At 64.5% G+C, this 15,334-nt stretch carries 12 protein-coding genes; 4 read left to right on the top strand and 8 right to left on the bottom strand.

Annotated features, from left to right (window positions below):
* The first annotated feature begins 8 nt into the window (after positions 1-8).
* Positions 9-1,103, top strand: a complete 1,095-nt coding sequence (locus AC3CB8_RS13170; RefSeq protein ID WP_023782344.1) for an alcohol dehydrogenase family protein — start codon at positions 9-11, stop codon at positions 1,101-1,103.
* Between the two features lie 148 nt (positions 1,104-1,251).
* Complete coding sequence (locus tag AC3CB8_RS13165) at positions 1,252-2,748, top strand: HAL/PAL/TAL family ammonia-lyase (RefSeq protein ID WP_023771214.1); 1,497 nt, start codon at positions 1,252-1,254, stop codon at positions 2,746-2,748.
* 8 nt (positions 2,749-2,756) lie between these two features.
* Here the strand turns inward: AC3CB8_RS13165 and AC3CB8_RS13160 are convergent, their stop codons facing one another.
* The gene (locus AC3CB8_RS13160) at positions 2,757-4,214 is read right to left on the bottom strand and encodes an NAD(P)-dependent oxidoreductase (protein WP_245276075.1); all 1,458 of its coding nucleotides are present in this window, start codon (positions 4,212-4,214) and stop codon (positions 2,757-2,759) included.
* A gap of 245 nt (positions 4,215-4,459) precedes the next feature.
* Here AC3CB8_RS13160 and AC3CB8_RS13155 point away from each other — a divergent pair, with 245 nt between their 5' ends.
* Both AC3CB8_RS13155 and AC3CB8_RS13150 read left to right on the top strand, forming a co-directional pair.
* Positions 4,460-6,313 carry an ABC transporter ATP-binding protein gene (locus AC3CB8_RS13155; RefSeq protein WP_352562935.1) on the top strand — a complete coding sequence of 618 codons (1,854 nt, stop codon included), beginning with the start codon at positions 4,460-4,462 and terminating at the stop codon, positions 6,311-6,313.
* Positions 6,313-8,202, top strand: coding sequence for an ABC transporter ATP-binding protein (locus tag AC3CB8_RS13150; protein ID WP_352562934.1), 1,890 nt, complete (start codon positions 6,313-6,315; stop codon positions 8,200-8,202). The genes AC3CB8_RS13155 and AC3CB8_RS13150 overlap by 1 nt, the downstream gene beginning before the upstream one ends.
* Positions 8,203-8,421: 219 nt before the next feature.
* On the opposite strand, the gene AC3CB8_RS13145 is transcribed toward AC3CB8_RS13150, so the two are convergent.
* The 7 genes from AC3CB8_RS13145 to AC3CB8_RS13115 form a co-directional block, all read right to left on the bottom strand.
* Positions 8,422-9,204: an ABC transporter ATP-binding protein gene (locus tag AC3CB8_RS13145; RefSeq protein WP_015319092.1), complete on the bottom strand. Its 783-nt coding sequence runs from the start codon at positions 9,202-9,204 to the stop codon at positions 8,422-8,424.
* 10 nt (positions 9,205-9,214) lie between these two features.
* On the bottom strand, positions 9,215-10,078 hold the full coding sequence (locus AC3CB8_RS13140) for an ABC transporter permease (protein ID WP_023771219.1): 864 nt from the start codon (positions 10,076-10,078) through the stop codon (positions 9,215-9,217).
* A 28-nt stretch (positions 10,079-10,106) separates the two neighbouring features.
* Positions 10,107-11,117, bottom strand: a complete 1,011-nt coding sequence (locus tag AC3CB8_RS13135; protein ID WP_023782347.1) for an ABC transporter substrate-binding protein — start codon at positions 11,115-11,117, stop codon at positions 10,107-10,109.
* Positions 11,118-11,362: 245 nt separating this feature from the next.
* Positions 11,363-12,094, bottom strand: a complete 732-nt coding sequence (gene hutC / locus AC3CB8_RS13130) for a histidine utilization transcriptional repressor HutC (RefSeq protein WP_023771221.1) — start codon at positions 12,092-12,094, stop codon at positions 11,363-11,365.
* Between the two features lies 1 nt (position 12,095).
* Positions 12,096-13,124, bottom strand: coding sequence for a zinc-dependent alcohol dehydrogenase (locus AC3CB8_RS13125; RefSeq protein WP_352562933.1), 1,029 nt, complete (start codon positions 13,122-13,124; stop codon positions 12,096-12,098).
* A 15-nt stretch (positions 13,125-13,139) separates the two neighbouring features.
* Positions 13,140-14,462, bottom strand: a complete 1,323-nt coding sequence (gene hisD / locus AC3CB8_RS13120; RefSeq protein ID WP_023771223.1) for a histidinol dehydrogenase — start codon at positions 14,460-14,462, stop codon at positions 13,140-13,142.
* A gap of 79 nt (positions 14,463-14,541) precedes the next feature.
* Entirely contained in the window at positions 14,542-15,315 is a 774-nt protein-coding gene (locus AC3CB8_RS13115) for an SDR family NAD(P)-dependent oxidoreductase (RefSeq protein WP_352562932.1), read from the bottom strand.
* Positions 15,316-15,334 lie beyond the last annotated feature (19 nt).

Here is a 15,334-nt window from a genome sequence, read left to right as displayed (position 1 = left end):
ACCGACCCATGAATGCCATGACCAAAACCCTCCCCGCCACCATGGCCGCCGTGCTGCTCACCGGGCACGGCGGACCGGAAAAGCTCGTCTACCGAACCGACGTGAAAGTGCCTGCGCCCGCGCCAGGTGAAGTGCTGGTGAAAGTCACCGCTTGCGGCATGAATAATACCGATGTCTGGGTGCGCCAGGGCGCCTATGGCACGGAAGAGGACGCGGCCGCCGTTTCGACATGGCGCCGCCAGGGCAACACGCTGACCTTCCCGCGCATCCAGGGCACCGACACTGTCGGCACCATCGTTGCCGTCGGCGAAGGCGTTTCGCCCGATCGAATCGGCGAACGGGTGATGGTCGATTTCTCCATCTACAACCACGACGACGATTCACTGGCCGACATCGACTATATGGGCCATGGCCGCGACGGTGGTTATGCCGAGTATCAGACCGTGCCGGCCGACAACGCCCATGTTGTCGACACCATTTTGAGCGACGTCGAACTCGCCACCTTCTGCTGCGCCTATCTCACCGGCGAACAGATGCTGGAGCGGGCCAACCTCAAGGCGGGCGAGCGCGTGCTGGTCACCGGCGCGTCGGGCGGCGTCGGCTCCGGCATCGTGCAACTGGCGCGGGCTCGCGGAGCCATTCCTTTTGCTGTCGTGGGCAAAGGCAAGGAAAAGGCGGTGCGCGACATCGGCGCAGAGGCGGTCATCACCCGTGGTGTCGCTGACCTGCCGCAAGCCGTGACCGAGGCGACCGGCGGCCAGCCGATCGATGTGGTCGCCGACCTCGTTGGCGGCGCCATCTTCAACGATCTGCTGCGCATCCTGAGGCCCGAGGGCCGCTACACCACGGCCGGCGCGATCGCAGGTCCGGTCGTCCAGCTCGATCTCAGGACCATGTATCTGAAACAGTTGCAGCTGCACGGCTCGAGCCAGGGCACGCGCGCCGATTTCCGCCGTATCGTTCGCTACATCGAAGAGGGCAAGATCCGGCCGCTTGTCGGCGGCGTCTACAAACTCTCCGATTTCCACCGCGCGCAAGCCGATTTCATCGCCAAGGATTTCGTCGGCAAGCTGGTGGTGGTGCCCGACGCCCTCGCGAGGTGACCTGTCGAAACCTGCATTTCACCTGAAGCTCCCCTCGCCGCTGCTGTCACAACCGCAATGGCTTGCGGACCAGCCGGTAAGCCGCCACAAACGGTGACGCCCGCCGCGCCGTCGGCCCGGGCAGACGGTCACGGGATACAGGCGAGACATGACAGCCCGAATGATACTCCTCGACGCCAAGCCGCTTGGCGTCGAGGATGTCGCCGAGATCGCGCGGCGCAATGCGCGGCTGATGTTGGGCGAGCAGGCGATACGCCGGATCCGGACGAGCCGCGCGCTCATCGAGCAGCTGACGCAACTCGGCAAGCCGATGTACGGCGTCACCACAGGCCTTGGCGCCTGTGTCGACACCCCGCTCGCGCAGGCCGATCTGATCGCCTTCCAGCACAGCGTGCCGCTCAGCCACAGCATGGGCGTCGGCCCGGCCCTTCCGACCGAGGCGGTCCGCGCGCTGATGGCCGCGCGCATTTCGGGCATGGCCGCCGGCGGCACCGGTACTTCCGAACGCGTGGTGATAGGCCTTGTGGCGGCACTCAACGCCGGCGTTCATCCGGTGATCCCGACCTGGGGATCGATCGGAGCTGCGGACCTCGCCCATCTCGGCCACATGGCGCGAGCGCTGCGCGGCGACGGCGAGACGGAGTTCCAGGGCAGGATCATGCCGTCGGCCGAGGCGCTCGCGCTGGCCGGGCTCGAACCGCTCGACCTGCGCGAGAAGGACGGCCATGCCATCATCGTCGCCAACAGCCTGTCGACCGGCACGGCGTGCCTCTGCCTGGAGGATGTCGCCCACCTCATCGACTGGTCGCTGGCCGCGGTGGCGCTCAACCACGAAGCGTTCCGCTCGTCACTCACCGCCATCGATGAAGCTGCGCTGTCGGCGCGACCAGCGTTCGGCCAGCGGGAGATCGGGGCACGGCTGCGGGCGGAACTCGCAGGAAGCGGGCTGTGGAAGGAGAACGCCGCGCGGCGGCTTCAGGATCCGCTCAGCTATCGCTGCGTGCCGCAGGCATGGGGCGGCCTGTTGCATGCGTTCGAACAGGCAAAGCTGGCAACGGAGATCGAACTGACCCATTCCGGCGACAACCCGGTGATCCTACCTGAGGACGGACGCGTCGTCTCGAACGGCAATTTCGACCTCACCGCGATGACGCTAGCCTGGGAGCAACTCGGCCAGGCGCTTGCGCATTGCGCCGTGGGCACGGCCAATCGCTGCATGAAGCTGATGTCGCCGACCGTGGCGGAACTGCCGCGCTTCCTGTCGGCCAGGGGCGGCAGCCGCCAGGGCTACGCCGAATTGCAGAAACCGCTTGCCGCGCTGGAAGCCGAGATCCGGCATCTGGCCAATCCGATTTCGCTCAGCCCGCTTGCCGTATCGGATGGGATCGAGGATCAGTCGTCGATGGCACCACGGGTGGTTGCCAAGACAGCCGAGATTGTCGAACGCCTGCGCTATCTCGTGGCGATGGAGCTGATCTTCGCGGCGACGGGCGTGGAGTTGCGCGGCGTCGTCGCCAGCATGGGCGAAGGACCACGGCGCACCTATGCCGCCGTGCGTGCGCTCGTCAGCCCGCTCGACGACGACCGCGAGATGAGCGCGGACATGACGCGGGTCGCCCGGATGGTGGCGGGTCCCCGAGACTGAGTTCCGGCTTATCGCTGGAAAGGTCCTCTGAGGTTGAGGTTCTCGGCCAGAAGACAGAAGCGGTCGATCAACCGGACAAGGTCTTCGCCCTGCTCGGCGACAACGGCGCCTCGCTCGGCAGGCGAGGTATCGGAGAGAGCCTTCCACAACCGGCCTTGGCGATCGCAGAGATCCGCCAGCTCGGAACATTGGCTAGCGGTCAGTTTCACGAGCTGGCCGGAGGTCACCGGTCCAATGCCTGGAGGCGTGGTTGCTCCAAGGGAAAGATAGGCCGGCGGCACGCTGCCTTTTGCGTTCGTCACCGACTTTCGGCTGATGACATCGAAGATCTGGTCGACGGCCTGCTTGGCGCCGGCGACGCGCGAGGGATGATCCGTATCGGCTGCCGCATGCGGGAGGAGCTCAAGCCTGGCGCCATGCTTCTCGACGAGGCCGAGATAGGGCAGCATCGGCCCGGAAAGGCGTCCGGTCGCGGCATCCTTGAACAGGTCGGCATCGATGGCGGCATGACGCACCCTGCCCGAGGACAAGGCTTCGCCGAGGGCCGCAACGTCGACAAGCTCGCCGCGATCGTAGTTGATCAGCACCGCGCCTCTGTTCATGCGCGACAGGACATCCGCGCCGATGAGCCCGGCATTGGCGTAGCGGCCGGTCTGTGCATCCTGCTTACCCAGGCCGACATGAACACTCAACACATCGGCACCATCAGCCGCATCGACGAGGTCCGCCACATAGACAAAGCCTTCGGCCTCAATCCAGTCCCGATGCCGGGGCCGTGCGTGGATCACCACGCGCATACCGAAGGCCCGGGCCAGTTTGGCGACCTCGCGGCCGATATTGCCGTAGCCGACGATCGCGATCGTCTTGCCTTCGAGCTTTTCGGTCGGGAAATCGCGCAGCTCCCTGCCGGTGTCGAAGGCGCCGTGCGCCACCCGGTTGTGAAGCAAGTCCACCGGGAGATCCGGCAGCACTTTCAGGATCGCCTTCATCACCATCTGCGCCGTGGCGCGGCTGTTGATGCCGGGCGTATTCATCAGCACGGCCGTACCGCCCTCGCCGCTGCCGCCGCCCCAGGAATGCGAGCCCATATTGCCGGTGCCGGCGCCGATGCGCACGCCGGCGAGCGGAAAGACGGTTTCGGCGGGCAGGAAGGTCGCGGCGGCGATGACGGCATCATAGCGTCCATCGCCGGCGACTTCGATCAGCTCTTCGCGGGTACTGAGGTCCGGCTGATAGAAGAAATGCACGCGGCCACGCTCAAGCCCTGCTTTGTCGCCAAGCACAGCCGCATGAAAGCGGCCGCCCTTGGCTTCGATATGCGCACGCACCTCCGAAGGGTCGGGCTTTCCGTCGGCATCGAAACGCAGCCCGATCAGATCGCAGACCAGCACGGCGTAGGCGCGTTGGGGATCGACCGGTTCAACGGCGCGGGTGTCGGTATTTGCGATCACGTCGGTTTCCCTCATGCGAGAACGGATTCCTGCTGGTCCGGCAGGCTTTGAACAATCAGAACCTATCCGCCCGGAACGGCGCGAGATCGATCACCGGCGGCAGACCAGCGGCGAGTTGCGACACGATCTCGCCGTTCAGGTACAGTGCGATGCCGCCATTGGCCCTTGAACGGGCAGGTCGGACGCGCGTAAAATCGCGCTATCTGATTGAGTCTGCTACATTCGTTCGGGCTAATGCCCGGATCGGTCTGGGTATTTCCTTGCACACGGATGCGACCAGCGCGGCCAGGCGCGGCAAATCATTTGCCCATGTGGCGGAAGCCTCCTGGGGCAAGGGCCTCAGCACCTTGCTGCGCATCGTGCGCATGACGCTGCGCCATCCCTGGCAGGTTGCCATCACCCTCATCTCGACCTTTATCGCGGCGACGCTGCAGCTCTTCATTCCGCGTCTCCTGGGGCGCGCCATAGACCAGGCGCAAGGAGTGATGGCGGCCGGTGCCGGCACCGCGGCCGAGCAGGCGCTGTGGAATACGGCGCTGACGCTGTTGGTCGTCAGCATCCTGCGCGGCCTCTTCACCATGGCGCAGAATTACTATGGCGAGGCCGTCGGCCACCGGACAGGCTATGAGCTGCGGCTCGCTTTCTACGAGAAGATCCAGCGGCTGAGCTTTTCCTTCCACGACAAGGTCCATACCGGCGATCTCATCACCCTCGGGCTGCTCGACCTCGACGGCGTGCGCATGTTCTTTTCGACCGGTATCCTGCGCGTGGTGCTGCTTGGCGTGCTGATCGGTGTCGGCGCCTATCTGTTGATCAGCACCGATCTCGTGCTCGGGTTGTTGAGCCTCAGCTTCGTGCCGTTTGTTGCCTGGCGCTCATCGGTGACGCAGCTCCGACTGCGCAGCACCTGGCTGACGCTGCAGGAGCGGCTGTCGGTGCTGAGCCGAGTGATGGACGAGAATCTCGGCGGCATCCGTGTCGTGCGCGCCTTCGCGGCTCAAAGGCATGAACTGGCAAAATTCGACCGTGCCAAACGGGACGCACTGGACCTCGCCAATGAGCGCGTCGAGATCCGCGTCTCGAACACCAGCGCCATGAATTTTTCCTTCCTTGCCGCCATGGGCCTGGTGCTCTGGTTCGGCGGCCAGAAGGTGATCGCGGGTCAGATCAGCGTCGGCACGCTGGCCCAGTTCCTCACCTTCATGACGATATTGCAGATGCCGGTGCGCCAGCTCGGCCTGATGGTCAACTCCTTCGCGCGCGCCTCGACCTGCGGCACGCGGCTGTTCGAACTGCTCGACGCGGAGCTCGACATCGAGGACGCGCCCGACGCAAGGGAGCTCGTCATCACCGAGGGCGTGCTGCGCTTCGACAATGTCGGTTTCCGCTATGAGGGCGCGGGCGAGCGTCCGACGCTTTCCGGCGTTTCCTTCGAAGCCAGGCCCGGCGAAACCGCCGGCATCGTCGGGCCGCCAGGCAGCGGCAAATCGACCATCGCGCATCTGATCCCGCGCTTCTACGACGTGACCTCGGGCGCGATCACCATCGACGGACAAGACATCCGCAAGGTCACGCTGCAATCGCTGCGCAAGGCGGTCGGCGTCGTGCAGCAGGATGCGTTCCTGTTTACCACCTCGATCGAGAACAACATCGCCTACGGCAATCCCTGGGCGCGCGAGACCCGCATCGGCCAGGCCGCCGAATATGCCCAGCTGCACAATTACATCATCGGGCTTCCGGCCGGCTACACCACGGTCGTAGGCGAACGCGGCGCCTCGCTTTCCGGCGGCCAGCGGCAGCGCCTGACCATCGCGCGCAGCCTGATGCTAAGACCATCGGTGCTGGTCTTCGACGATTCCACGGCCGCGGTCGACGCCGGCACCGAGCAGCGGATCCGGGTGGCGATGAAGCGCTTCGCCAGGGATCGCGTGACGCTCATCATTTCGCATCGGCTGAGTTCGCTGATGCATGCCGACCAGATCCTGTTCGTCGAGGGCGGCCGGATCGCGGAACGCGGCACGCATGAGCAATTGCTGGCGCTCGACGGTCGTTACCGCGCGCTTTACGACCTGCAGTTGCGGCCGGACGACGATCGGCTCGAGGGAGCCGCCTGATGTCGACACAGGACGACGAGAAGGAAGACACAAGCCGACGCCCGACCAAGGCCGTCGTCGGCTCGCACCGCGATGAGGAAGAGGTCTTCGGCAAGGCCTACGATCCGCGCATCGTCAGGCGCATCTGGAGCTTCGTCAGACCATATGGGGGCCGGATCTTCATCTCGGTCGCGGCGGTGCTGGTGTTCACGCTGACGCAGTTGGCGATTCCGCTGGTCATCCGCTACGCCATCGATCACGGCATGGCGCCAGGCAGGCTCGACCGTTCAGTGATGATCACCGCGATCGCCGTTTTTGCCGCGATCATCCTCATCAACTATGCCGCCAGCCATGTCCAGGAGAGCGTCGTCGGCAAGGTGGCGGAGAACGTGCTGTCCGACCTGCGCCGCGCCATGTTCAGCCACCTGCAGCGGGTCTCTCTGGGCTTCATGGACAAGACCGAGGTCGGCCGGCTGATGTCGCGCCTGCAGGGCGACGTCAATTCGATGCAGGAATTCCTCGAGACGTCCGTGATGTCGGTTGGCGACATCGTGCTTCTTTTCGGCATCGTCACCGTCCTGTTGTGGCTCGACTTCCGGCTCGGGCTGCTGACGCTGTCGACCATGCCGGCGCTGTTCATCGTGCGCCTGTTCTGGCTGCCGCGCGCCAAGGTCGCCTTCATGGCCGCGCACGAGACCAACTCCATCGCCAACGGGGCGCTGGCCGAAGGCATCCACGGCGTGCGTACGGTGCAGAGCCTGGAGCGCCAGCACGTCAATTTCGATCTCTATGACGAGAAGGTGCTGGCCAATCTCAACGCCCATCTGCGGTCGGCGCGATACGCGCAGGTGATGGTGCCGATCGTAGACACACTGACCGGCATCGCCATGGCGACCGTGATCGTCGTCGGCGGGTCGATGGTGCTGTCGCACAGTCTCGACATCGGCGTGATGGTGGCGTTCCTGTTCTACATCCAGCGCTTCTTCGACCCGATCCGCTCGCTCACCATGCAATACAGCGTCATGCAGCGCGCCATGGCGTCGGGCCAGCGCATCTCAGAAGTGCTCGACGTGCCCGTGGAGGTCAGCGACAAGGAAGATGCGGTGGCGCTGTCGCGCGACATGGACGGTTCGGTCGAGTTCCGGAATGTCACCTTCGGCTACCGGCCTAACCAGCCGGTGCTGAAGAACATCTCCTTCCGCGTCAGTCCAGGCGAGACGGTCGCGCTTGTCGGACCGACCGGATCAGGCAAGTCGAGTTCGATGGCGCTGGTGCACCGCTTCTACGATGTCTGGTCGGGTGAGGTCCTGGTCGGCGGCCATGACGTGCGCGACCTGACGCAGGATTCGCTCGGCGATCAGGTTGCCATGGTGCTGCAGGAGCCGTTCCTGTTCTCCGGCACGGTGCTGGAGAACATCCGCTATCACAAGACCGGCGCCAGCCGCGAAGAGGTGGTGCGCGCCGCACAGGCCGTCGGCGCGCATGACTTCATCGAGCAACTGCCTGACGGCTACGACACCGAACTCGAGCAGCGCGGCGGCAATCTCTCGCTCGGCCAGCGCCAACTGATCAGCTTCGCACGGGCGCTGGTGGCCGACGCCAAGATCCTGGTGCTCGACGAAGCCACCGCCAGCATCGATTCCTACACCGAGATGCTGATCCAGAAGGCATTGATCAAGCTGCTCGAAGGGCGCACAGGGTTGGTCATCGCGCACCGGCTGGCGACCATACGGGGCGCCGACCGCATCATCGTGCTGCAGAATGGCGAGATCGTCGAAAGCGGCAACCATGAACAGTTGATGAAGAGAAAAGGTCTTTACGCCCGCCTCTACAACATGAACTACGCTTCCTTCGACGACATTTCCGAGGAAGAAATGGGAACGGACGCTTCGGTCGGCAAAGCGACGTGACCGGTGCCGGCAGGGTGCGAGCCGACGGATTGCCTGATGCCTCCGACAAGACCTATTTGCGAGATCCCAGGACGTGGCCGCCAACGAGTTCCTGCGTCAGGACGTGGCTTTGCCGCTATCAGGCCCAGCAGCATCGCGGCGATCAACACGCCGAGCGACCCGCTGCGCTGTTGCAGCACGCCGCCAAGGCTGGCGCGGGGCCGACGAAGGTTGCTGGCGTCACGCCATTTCGGGACGTCTCGACGCCTCGCGGATCGCCTTGTGCACGCCGCGTTGCAAATCCATGAAGGCCGGGGTCTCCATGACCTCTTCCCGGCGCGGGCGTTCGATATCGACGTTGAAGGTCTGCATGATGCGTCCCGGGCCGATCCCCATGACGACGATGCGGTCCGACAGATAAACGGCCTCCTCCACGTCATGCGTGACGAACAGCACCGTGAGCCGGTGCTCCTCCCAGATCTGGGTCAGCAGTTCCTGCATCTGGTGTCGGGTCAAGGCATCGAGCGCGCCGAAGGGCTCGTCCATCAGCAGCATTTTGGGGCGATAGGAGAGAGCGCGGGCGATAGCGACGCGCTGCTTCATGCCGCCCGACAGTTCGGACGGGAAGCGATCGGCGCTTTGCGTGAGCTTGACGAGGTCGAGATGCTCGAGCGCGATCTCGCGGCAGGCGGCGCGATCATAGCCGGCGGCCTTCAGGGCAAACTCGATATTCTGCCGCGCCGTCAGCCAGGGGAGCAACGTATAGGACTGGAAGACAACACCACGGTCGAGGCCCGGCTGCAGGATCGGCGCGCCATCGATGCTGAGATCGCCGGCGTCGAAATCCTGCAGTCCCGCGACGATCGACAGCAGCGTGCTCTTGCCGCAGCCCGACGTGCCGACGAGGGAGACGAACTCGTTGTCGGCGAGGTCGAGATTGATGTCCCGCAGCACTTGCGTGCGCCGCTCTCCGGTGCCGAAGCTCTTGTCGAGACCGGCGATGCGCAATTTGGGAACAGTCACCGGCGGTTCCTCATTGCGGGTGGCCTTCCTGTCGGAACAGCACCTTCTCCAGGGCCTTCATGGCCTGGTCGGTGATGAGGCCGAGCACGCCAAGCAGCAGGATGTAACCGATGATGGTGTTTGTCTGGAAATAGCGCTGCGACACGGTAATGCGATAGCCAAGGCCGGATGTCGCCGCGACGAGTTCGGCCAGCACCAGCCAGGTCCATGCCCAGCCGAGGCTGATGCGCAGCGTGTCCCAGATGCCCGGCAAGGCGCTGGGAACGACGATGCGCGTCAGGATCTTGCGGTCCGGCAGCCCGAGCGTGCGCCCAAGGCCGATGAAGTCGGTGGGAACCCGTTTCACATTGTCCATGATCATCAGCACCTGCTGGAAAAAAGTGCCGATGAAGATGATCAGGAATTTCTGGGTATCGCCGGTACCAGCCCACAGGATGGAGAGCGGCACGAAGGCGACAACCGGCATGTAGCGGATGAAATCCACCAGCGGCTCGATGGCCGCCTCCCAGGAGCGGAAACTGCCGATCAGCACCCCGATCGGTATGGACAGTGCCGAGGCGAGGAGGAAGCCGATGGAAATGCGGTACATCGAGGCCCTGAGGTCGAGCCACAAGGTGCCGTCGGCGGCGAGCTTGGCGATCTGGGTCGCAACGCTGCCCGGCGACGGCAGGAAGATGGGTTTCACCCATCCCAGCCCGGTCGCCGCCCACCAGGCGAGGCCAAGGCCGACAAAGACGGCCACCGCTATCGCCAGGAAACGCGACCGGGCGATGGGCACGCCGATCCCGGAGGACCGGCGTCGCCTTGCCTGTTTTGCGGCGGGCGCTCGTGCCGGGCGGGCCAAGCCGGTTTTCGCGGGAGGCTCTCCGGACATCCGCGTTACCACCGCGATCCGGATCTCGTCACCGCGCCGCCTTGACGAAGGACGGATCGATCATCTGCTCCGGCGTCACATCGGCCTGCAGAAGCTTGGCGTTCTTGGCGGCCGCTTCGACATCGGCGAATGTCTTGGTGGTAAACTCTCCGGTGAGCGCCGTCTTGTTTTCGGCGAGCGAATAGTAGCGCACCCCGTCGAAAGCGGTGTTGAGGTCCTTGACGTCGGAACCGACCGCCTTGGCGATGATGGCGCGGCCGCCGGGGGTGTCGGCGTTATAGTCCTTGAGCGCGGCGTCCCAGCTCTTGATCATGGCCAGCACCTGGCCGGGTCGCGATTTAATCACCTCATCGCGCACCACCAGCACGTCGCTGATCAGGCCGGGATCCTCGCCGGCGGTGAACAGCAGCTTGACGTCCTTGTTCTGCGCCATGGCGACAGTGAGGTACGGCTCGTAGGTGACCGCGACCGGCACCTGGCCCGCGATCAGGGCGCCGCCGGCGTCGGCGGCCGGCATCGGAACCGGCTGGATATCGGCGACCGACATGCCGTTCCTGGCCAGCGCGTATTTGAGCAGGATGTCGCTCGTCGTGCCTTCCTCGAAAGCGACCTGCTTGCCCTTGAGATCGGCGATGGAGGTGACATCCTTGCCAGCGACGATGGCGTCGGCGGTCATGGAGACATCGAGCAGCAGCACGATCTTCACCGGCAGACCGGCCGCAACCATGCCCATCGCCGTGTGGGTGGCGATGTTGGCGGCGTCGAGCTGGCCGCTTGCGAGCGCCGCGTTGATATCCTTGTCCTCGGCAAAATTGACGATCTGGACGTCCGACAGACCGTTTGTCTTGAACAGTCCCTTGGCCTCGGCGACGTGCCACTGGCCATATCCAAGCCACGGCTCGATGCCTATCTTGAACGATCCAGCTTCAGGTGTCGTCGGGATGGCAGCATCGGCTGCGTGGGCCACCGGGGCGGTGGCGAGCCCGATCGCGGCGGCCATCACGAGCGCGCGAAATTGTCCTGCTAGGTTAAGCGTCATCTTTCGTTCCCCTTGATGATCAGACCGCTTTTTACCCAGGCATCCGGTCTGGTGAGACTGCGGGGTTCTGCTCTTGCGGCACTGTGCCTCGGCGTCTTGCCCGCCACTTCATGGTTGAAGCGCTAACATATTTCAGCGGCAGCGGCAGCGGATGTCAAGGCTGAAATACATACATGCATATACAAGTTGGAGGGACTCAAATTTCAGGTTGATCCAGCTCGGCGGCTTGCATTGGCTCGTCGCCTTCAGCTCGCTTTGGAAGGCGAGTAGCGGCTGCCGAGCGAGTAGCGGCTGCCGGCATAGGTCAGCTTGCTGATCGTGGCCACGACTGCCCCCGTCCATGTCCTGCGATGCAGGAGAAGGCAGCAACTGCCGACATCGATGCCGAGATGCTGTGCCGTCTCCTTGTCAGCCGGGATCGCGGAGATGATATGCTCGACCTCGGTCACCGGCGTCTTCTGCATCAGGTAGTCATAGGTCGCGGTCTTGGTGAAGTCCTGCTTGTCGTAGTCGGGGATCAGGTCCGGATTGACGAAACGCTCTTCCAGTTGCACCGGCAAGTCGTTCTCGAAATTGACAACGACGGAGTGATAGATCGAAACCCGCTTCGCAAACTCGAACGACAGTGCCAGTTCCTTGGTCGGCATCATCGCTTCGAGAACGAGAACTTCGGAACGATGGCTGTTGCCGCGCTCGACGATCTCCGCCGCGATATTGTTGATCTCGATCAGCGTCGACTGCGGCCGGGGCGGCGCGATGAATGTTCCCACACCTTGCAGCCGGATCAGGAATCCCGCCGAGGTCAGCTCCCGCAGGGCCCGGTGAACCGTCATCCGCGACACGCCCAGTGAGGCCACCAGCTCATTCTCGGACGGCAGCTTGCGGTCCTTGCCCCACCGGCCCGTCCCGATGTTGGTCAGGATGTAGTCCTTCACCTTCTCGTAGAGGGGGCTTGCCGTGTCGGGCAAATCGATCATTTCAAAAACCCTTTCCGGCAGGTTGCCGCATGCGGATGATTGTTTTCAAGCCATCGCTGCTTCCCGCCAACAGCCGCTCATAGGCGGCTGGAATGTCGTCCAGACCGATCTCGCAATCGACAAGGGCCAGCAGCGGTTCACTCAGTTCACCCAGCATCCGCACAGCGTCGGGCAATTCGTCCGCGAAAGCATGGCAGCCGAGCAACGCGATCTCGCGTTCGACAAGAACATTGGGGTCGATGTCGAGGCGGCCATGGAAGATGCCGACCATCGCTATCGCGCCACCAGGATCGAGAACGCCGAGTAGCTGGCCGAACGCCGCGACGCTGCCGGTCGCCTCGACGGCCGCCAGCAGCGGGACGCTGGCGGTAGCGGCTGCAAGGGCATCGCGGTCGAGACCGACAATCGTGGCGCCCGTCACCCGCGCCACGCGGGCGCAGCGCGCCTGGTTGCGGTCGGCGACAAGCACCGTGCCGGCGAAGGTTCGCGAAAGCAACAGCGCGGCAAGACCGCCGATCGGCCCGCAGCCGACGACCAGAACCGAACCTGCCGTCTTCGGCAGACGCCGCACCGCGTGCAGCGCGACGGCAAGCGGCTCGGCCATCGCCGCGACACGCTCGTCAAGGCTGGCGTCGATTACATGCAGCAGACGTGCGGGCAATACCGCCTGTTCGGCAAAACCCCCGTCGCAGATTTCACCAACGAAGCCCAGCGTGACGCAGAGTTGCCGCTTGCCGGCACGGCATTGCGCGCAGTCTCCGCACCAGAAACGGGAATCGGCGACGACCCTGTCGCCGACGGCGATGGTATCGACCCCCTCGCCCAGGGCGATCACCGTGCCGGTCAACTCATGGCCGGCCGTCGAGGGCGACCGGCTTATCCATTGACCGGTGCGGAAATTGTGCAGGTCCGAACCGCAGATGCCGGCGGCATCGACCCTGAGCTTTACCCAGCCGCCATCGGGAATGCCTGGCGCGGCGATGTCCTCGACGCGCAGATCGCCCTGTCCATAAAGTCGTGCCGCCTTCATCGCGATCGTCTCCGCTCAACCGGCGAGATAGCGGTCGCGGATCTCCGAGACCGCGTTTTCGTGCGAGCTGAACCCCTCGTAGCGGGCGAGCCGGCGAGCATGCTGCGCCAGTTCCGGATAGGCGGCCGAGGTGACATAGCCGACCGAGGAGCGCTTGACGAAATCCGTCACCGAAAGCGGCCCATAGGTTCGCGCCCAGCGGCTGGTCGGCAGCACCGCATTCGGCCCCAGGACGAAGTTGGCAAGAGTGACCGGCGTATGCGGGCCCATGAGGATTTCGGCCGCCTCGGTGATGGGGCCGAGATGCGCGAACGGCTCCTTCGACAGGATTTCCAGATGTTCGGGCGCGTAGTCGTTGATGAAGCGATAGCTTTCCTGCAGCGACGCCGTCAGCACGATGCCGCCGCGCTTTCCGGTCAGCACCGCCCGCGAGAATTCCACACGCTGTTCGGTCATCCGCGACCAGTGGTCGGGAAGTGCAGCAAGTGCTGCCTCGGCGACCTTGCGGCTGTGCGTCACCAGATAGGCTGAAGAATCCGGCCCGTGCTCGGCTTCGATCAGCAGATCGAGCGCGGCAAGGCCTCCGTCGACACTGTCGTCGGCAAAGATGATGGCTTCCGACGGTCCGGCAGGCAGGCCCGTATTGATGATCGAGGACAGCACGCTCTTGGCCGCCACCACCCAGGGGCTGCCCGGGCCGACGATCTTGAGTGCCGGCTTCACCGTCTCGGTGCCGTAGGCGACGGCGGCAACGGCTTGAGCGCCGCCGCACTTGTAGACGGTCCCGACGCCGGCAAGGCGAGCGGCGACCAGCGTGGCCGCGTCCACCGACCCATCCGGGGTTGGCGGCGTCACGATCGCGATCCGCGGCACGCCGGCAATCACAGCCGGAACCGACGTCATCATCGTCACCGACGGAAAGGCGCCCTTGCCGCGCGGCACGTAGAGCGCGACCGATGCGATCGGCGTGTACCTGTCGCCGGCATAGGCGCCTGGCCGGATCTCCTTGAGCCACATGGTTTCCGGCTTCTGCTCCTCATGAAAATGCCTGATATTCTCGATGCCGAACCTGATGCTCTCCACGACATCCTTCTCGACCTTGTCGAAGGCCGCGTCGAACTCCGCTTCCGACACTTTCAGTCCGCCTTCCGCCACATTGGCCTTGTCGAACTCCCTGGCGAAGCGGATCAGGGCGGCGTCACCCTCTTCCCTGACGGCCTGGATGATCGGGCGGACCTTTTCGACGAAGGCCGACAGATCGCCCTCGGCGCGTTTCAGCAGACCGGCCCGTTGCGCGGTATCTAGGGATGACAGATCGTGGAAGCTGATGTCGGACATGGGGTGCTCCTTCTGTTCAGAGCAATGCGCCGGCCGGTCACATTGCGGAAGACTTTGTTCCCGAACTGGGCGAGCCGCCTCAGATCGATGCGAGGAAACCGCCATCCACCGGAATGGACTGGCCGGTAATGTAGGCTGAGGCGTCCGAAGCAAGGAACACGGCGACGCCGTGCAAGTCGCGCAGATCGCCGAAACGATGCTGCGGGATCTTGCCGAGCATGGATTGCCGCCACGCCTCGTTGGCGTAGAACACCTCTGTCATCGCTGTCCTGAAATAACCTGGGGCGATGGCGTTGACCCTGATGCCAAGCTGCGCCCATTCCGCTGCCAGCGCCCGGGTCATGCCGAGCAGGCCCGACTTGGACGAGCCGTATGGCACCGCCGTCGGAATGCCGACTTCTGAAGTCAACGAGCAGAGATTGATGATGGCGCCGGGCCGCCCGGCGTCCCGCATCTGCCGTGCCGCCGCCTGAGCGCAGAAGAACGCGCCTTTGAGATTGGTGTCGACGATCCGGTCCCACAGCGGCTCGTCAACGTCGAGCGAGGGCCGGACCTCTTCCAGTCCGGCATTGTTGACGAGAATGTCGAGGCCGCCAAGCAGGCGATCTGCCTCGGCAGCAGCCGTTCGGCAGTGGCCGACATCGGTTACGTCAAGCGCAATGGCGTGCGCAACCCCGCCGGCCGCGCGGATGGCCGCCGTCGTCCCGTCAAGCGAGTCCAGGCTACGGGCCGTGACCGCGACGTCGGCGCCGGCCGCGCTCAGCGCCTCGGCGATGCTGCGGCCAATGCCACGGCTGGCGCCGGTGATAAGCGCCTTCCTGCCGGAGAGGTCGAAAAGAGAAGCGTTGCGCATGTGATCCTCCTTGGCCGCT

Source organism: Mesorhizobium sp. P160927, from assembly GCF_057766385.1.
This window is presented reverse-complemented; position numbering and strand designations above follow the sequence as displayed.

Bases quoted from the DNA above. Each gene is read 5' to 3' on its own strand.
- AC3CB8_RS13170 (WP_023782344.1), top strand. From the start codon at position 9: ATGAATGCCATGACCAAAACCCTCCCCGCCACCATGGCCGCCGTGCTG.
- AC3CB8_RS13165 (WP_023771214.1), top strand. From the start codon at position 1,252: ATGACAGCCCGAATGATACTCCTCGACGCCAAGCCGCTTGGCGTCGAG.
- AC3CB8_RS13160 (WP_245276075.1), bottom strand. From the start codon at position 4,214: ATGAGGGAAACCGACGTGATCGCAAATACCGACACCCGCGCCGTTGAA.
- AC3CB8_RS13150 (WP_352562934.1), top strand. From the start codon at position 6,313: ATGTCGACACAGGACGACGAGAAGGAAGACACAAGCCGACGCCCGACC.
- AC3CB8_RS13140 (WP_023771219.1), bottom strand. From the start codon at position 10,078: ATGTCCGGAGAGCCTCCCGCGAAAACCGGCTTGGCCCGCCCGGCACGA.
- AC3CB8_RS13135 (WP_023782347.1), bottom strand. From the start codon at position 11,117: ATGACGCTTAACCTAGCAGGACAATTTCGCGCGCTCGTGATGGCCGCC.
- hutC (WP_023771221.1), bottom strand. From the start codon at position 12,094: ATGATCGATTTGCCCGACACGGCAAGCCCCCTCTACGAGAAGGTGAAG.
- AC3CB8_RS13125 (WP_352562933.1), bottom strand. From the start codon at position 13,124: ATGAAGGCGGCACGACTTTATGGACAGGGCGATCTGCGCGTCGAGGAC.
- hisD (WP_023771223.1), bottom strand. From the start codon at position 14,462: ATGTCCGACATCAGCTTCCACGATCTGTCATCCCTAGATACCGCGCAA.
- AC3CB8_RS13115 (WP_352562932.1), bottom strand. From the start codon at position 15,315: ATGCGCAACGCTTCTCTTTTCGACCTCTCCGGCAGGAAGGCGCTTATC.